This window comes from Kitasatospora sp. NPDC058218 (genome assembly GCF_042882445.1).
GTDB lineage: Bacteria > Actinomycetota > Actinomycetes > Streptomycetales > Streptomycetaceae > Kitasatospora.
The window spans coordinates 1-4,193 of record NZ_JBHVWC010000148.1; the positions used below are offsets into that span (position 1 = coordinate 1).

A 4,193-nucleotide genomic window follows, 5' to 3' on the forward strand; every position below is an offset into this window, starting at 1 on the left:
ACCGACGGAACACCCGCCACCGTCACCGGCACCCTCCGCCGCGACGAAGGCGGCACCCGCCGACTCCTCACCTCCCTCGCCGAAGCCCACACCACGGGTACCACCGTCGACTGGACGGCCCTTCTCCCCACCGGCCGGCCCACCCCCGTGGACCTCCCCACCTACCCCTTCCAGCGCGAACGCTTCTGGCTCGACGCCCCCGCGACCGCCAACCCCCGCACCGCAGGGCTCGACTCCGCCGAGCACCCCCTGCTCAGCACCCTCCTGACACTCGCCGACAGCGACGAACTCGTCCTCACCGGCCGGATCGGCCTCGCCGACCACCCCTGGCTCGCCGACCACGCCGTCTGGAACACCCCGCTCCTCCCCGGCACCGCCCTCGTCGAACTCGCCCTCCACGCCGGCCGCCGACTCGACTGCGAGCACCTCGAAGAGCTCACGCTGGAAGCCCCGTTGGCCTTCCCCGAGGAGCATGGCGTCCGCCTCCAGGTCCGCGTCGGCGCGCCCGAGGAGGAGACCGGCCGCCGCCCCGTCACCATTCACTCCGCCCCCGACACCCCCGACGACCCTGACGCCCTCTGGACCCGCCACGCGACCGGCGTCCTGGCGGTGACCGGTCCGGCGGTGCCGGCGGACGCATGGGAACTCCCGACAGCGGCGCTCGAACCGGACGACGCGCTCTACGGCCGGCTGGCCGAGGTCGGCTTCGACTACGGTCCGGCGTTCCAGGGCGTGCGGGCCCTCGGGCGGCGGGGGGACGACCTCCTCGCTGAGGTCGTGCTCCCGCCCGAGCGGCACGACGACGGCTTCGGGCTGCACCCGGCGCTGCTGGACGCCGCCCTGCACGCCTGCCTGCTCCAGGGAGCGGACGGCGTCCGCCTGCCGTTCTCCTGGTCCGACGTCGCCTTCCACGCCGACCCGGCCACCGCGTTGCGAGTCCGGTTGACGCGGACCGGGCCGGACACCGTCTCGCTCACCGCGACCGACGACGCCGGAAAGCCGGTCGTCTCGGTCGGCTCGCTGACACTGCGGCCGGTCACGCCGGAGCAGTTCAGCGCCACCGCCCGGAGCCACCGCGATTCGCTGTACCAGGTGGACTGGGTGCCCGTGCCCACCTCCCCGGACGCCACCGGCGAGGCGCCGTTCCTGCTCGGCGCCGAGAACACCGGACACCCCGGGACCGCAGCGGCCCCCTGGTCCGCCGGGGCCGTCGAGCCGGCCGAGCTGCTCGCCGCGGTCTGCGCCGGGACCACGGTGCCGGGGACGGTCGTGGCGCCCTTCCTGCCCGGCCCCGAGGCGACGCCCGAGGCCGTCCACGCCGCAACGGCCCGCGCACTGGGCCTCGTCCAGGCCTGGCTGGCCGAGGAGCGGCCGGCCGGCTCCCGGCTGGTGCTGCTCACCCGCGGCGCGGTGGCCGTGGACTCCGCGGAGGACGTCACGGACCTCGTCCACGCGCCGCTCCGGGGTCTGGTCCGGTCCGCCCAGTCCGAGAACCCCGGCCGCCTCGTGCTGGCGGACCTCGACGACCACCCCGACTCCTACCCGGCGCTGGTCCGGGCGCTCGGCTCGCCGGAGTCGCAGCTGGCGGTCCGCGCCGGGCGGGTGTCCGCCGCCAGGCTGGTGCCGGCCACACCGGCCACTCCACCCGCGCCCGCGCCCGACGGACCGTTCGACCCCGCCGGTACGGTGCTGGTGACCGGCGGCACCGGCCTGCTCGGCAGCCTGCTCGCGCGTCACCTGGTCACCCGGCACGGCGTGCGGCACCTGCTGCTGCTCAGCCGGCACGGGCTCGCCGCGGACGGCGCGGCCGAACTCCGCGCCGACCTCACCGCGTCGGGTGCCACGGTGACGATCGCGGCCTGCGATGCCGCCGACCGGGAGGCGCTCGCCGCCGTCCTGGCTGAGGTGCCCGCCGAACAGCCACTGACCGCCGTGGTGCACACGGCCGGCGTGCTGGACGACGGCGTGCTCACCGCGCTGACCCCCGACCGCGTGGCGGCCGTCATGCGGCCGAAGGCCGACGCGGCGTGGCACCTCCACGAGCTGACGCGCGGGAGCGAGCTGCGGGCCTTCGTGATGTTCTCCTCGGCGGCCGGGGTGCTGGGCCAGGCCGGCCAGGCGAGCTACTCGGCGGCCAACGCCTTCCTCGACTCCCTCGCGCAGCGGCGCCGGGCGGAGGGACTGCCCGCGCACTCCCTGGCCTGGGGCCTCTGGGCGGAGGCCGGCGGGATGACCCGCCACCTCGCCGAGGCCGACCTGCGGCGGCTGAGCCGCACCGGCCTCGCCGCCATGCCGTCCGCCCAGGGTCTCGCGCTCTTCGACGCCGCCCTCGCGACCGACCGCGCGGTGCTGGTGCCCGCCCGCCTGGACACCGCCGCGCTGCGGGCGCAGTCCGACGTCGCGCCGCTGCTCCGGGGCCTGATCCGCCCCACCGGCCGCCGCCGGACGGCCGCACCCGGCACGGTGACGTTCCGGCAGCGGTTCGCCGAGCTGGCACCGGCCGAGCGCGGCCGCGCCGTGCTCCACCTGGTCCGCGCCCACGTGGCGGCCGTCCTGGGCCACGCCTCGCCGGACCGGGTCGAAGCGGACCGCGGCTTCCTCGACCTCGGACTCGACTCGCTCACCGCGGTCGAGCTGCGCAACCGGCTCGGCGCGGAGACCGGGGGCCGGCTGCCCGCCACGCTGATCTTCGACCACCCGACCCCGGCCGCCGTCGCCCGGCATCTGGAGGCCGAGGCCTTCCCGGTGGAGCAGACCGTCGGGGCCGCGGACCCCGCCGAGGCCGACGAGGTCGACGAGGTCGAGTTCCGCCGGGCCCTGGCGGCGATCCCGATGGTCCGCCTCCAGGAGGCCGGGCTGGTCCGGGCGCTGCTCCGACTCGCCGACGTCGCGGACCCGTCCGCCGCCGGGGTCGACGAGGAGGAGGAGCACGGCAGCGCGCTCGACACGATGGACCTGGAAGACCTCGTCCGGGTTGCCCTCGGTGACAGCTGATCACCACTCACCACGTCCCAATGGCCCGGAGTTTCGGAGTTCGCGATGACCGCATCCAGTGAAGAAGTCGTCAAGGCGCTGCGGGCCTCCCTCAAGGAGGCCGAGCTCCTGCGGCAGCAGAACCGCAAGCTGACCGCCTCCGCCTCCGAGCCGATCGCCATCGTCGGCATGGCCTGCCGCTACCCCGGGGGCGTCAAGTCCCCCGAGGACCTCTGGCAGTTGGTCGCGACGGGCAGCGACGCGATCACCGGCTTCCCGGAGGACCGCGGCTGGGACGTGGCCTCGCTGTACGACCCGGATCCGGAGGCGGTCGGCAAGACCTACACCCGGGCCGGCGGGTTCCTGCACGACGCCGCGCTGTTCGACCCCGACTTCTTCGGGATCAGCCCGCGCGAGGCCCTCGCCATGCACCCGCAGCAGCGACTGCTGCTGGAGACCGCGTGGGAGGCCTTCGAGCGGGCCGGCATCGCCCCCTCGTCGATGCGCGGCAGCAGGGCCGGCGTGTTCGCCGGCGTGATGCACCAGGACTACGCCGCCCGGCTGCGCGAGACGCCCGAGGACCTTGAGGGCTACCTGATGACGGGCAGCCTGGGCAGCGTGGTGTCGGGCCGGGTGGCCTACGCCCTCGGCCTGGAGGGCCCGGCCGTCACGGTGGACACGGCGTGCTCGTCCTCGCTGGTCGCCCTGCACCTGGCGGCGCAGGCGCTGCGCAACGGCGAGTGCACGATGGCGCTCGTCGGCGGCGTCACCGTGATGACCGGGCCGGGCGGATTCGTCGAGTTCAGCCGCCAGCGCGCACTGTCCCCCGACGGACGGTGCCGGGCGTTCGCCGCCTCGGCGGACGGGACCGGCTGGGCGGAGGGCGTCGGCGTCCTGCTGGTCGAGCGGCTCTCGGAGGCACGTCGAAACGGGCACCGGGTGCTGGCCGTGGTCCGCGGCTCGGCGATCAACCAGGACGGCAGCAGCAGCGGCTTCTCCGCACCGAACGGCCCCGCACAGCAGCGGGCGATCCGGGAGGCGTTGAAGAACGCCCGGCTCTCGGCGGCGGACGTCGACGCGGTGGAGGCGCACGGAACGGGCACCCGCCTCGGCGACCCGATCGAGGCGCAGGCCCTGCTCGCCACCTACGGGCAGCAGCGGACCGCCGAACAGCCGCTCTGGCTCGGCTCGTTGAAGTCCAACATCGGCCACACCCAGGC

Annotated in this window: 2 protein-coding genes; both read left to right on the forward strand. The window is 75.6% G+C overall.

Going from position 1 to position 4,193, the window contains the following annotated elements; all coding sequences use genetic code 11:
- On the forward strand, positions 1-2,994 hold a 2,994-nt coding region (locus ACFVYI_RS42240), incomplete at its 5' end, for a type I polyketide synthase (protein WP_387895420.1).
- A 45-nt stretch (positions 2,995-3,039) separates the two neighbouring features.
- On the forward strand, positions 3,040-4,193 hold a 1,154-nt coding region (locus tag ACFVYI_RS42245; protein ID WP_387895423.1), incomplete at its 3' end, for a beta-ketoacyl synthase N-terminal-like domain-containing protein.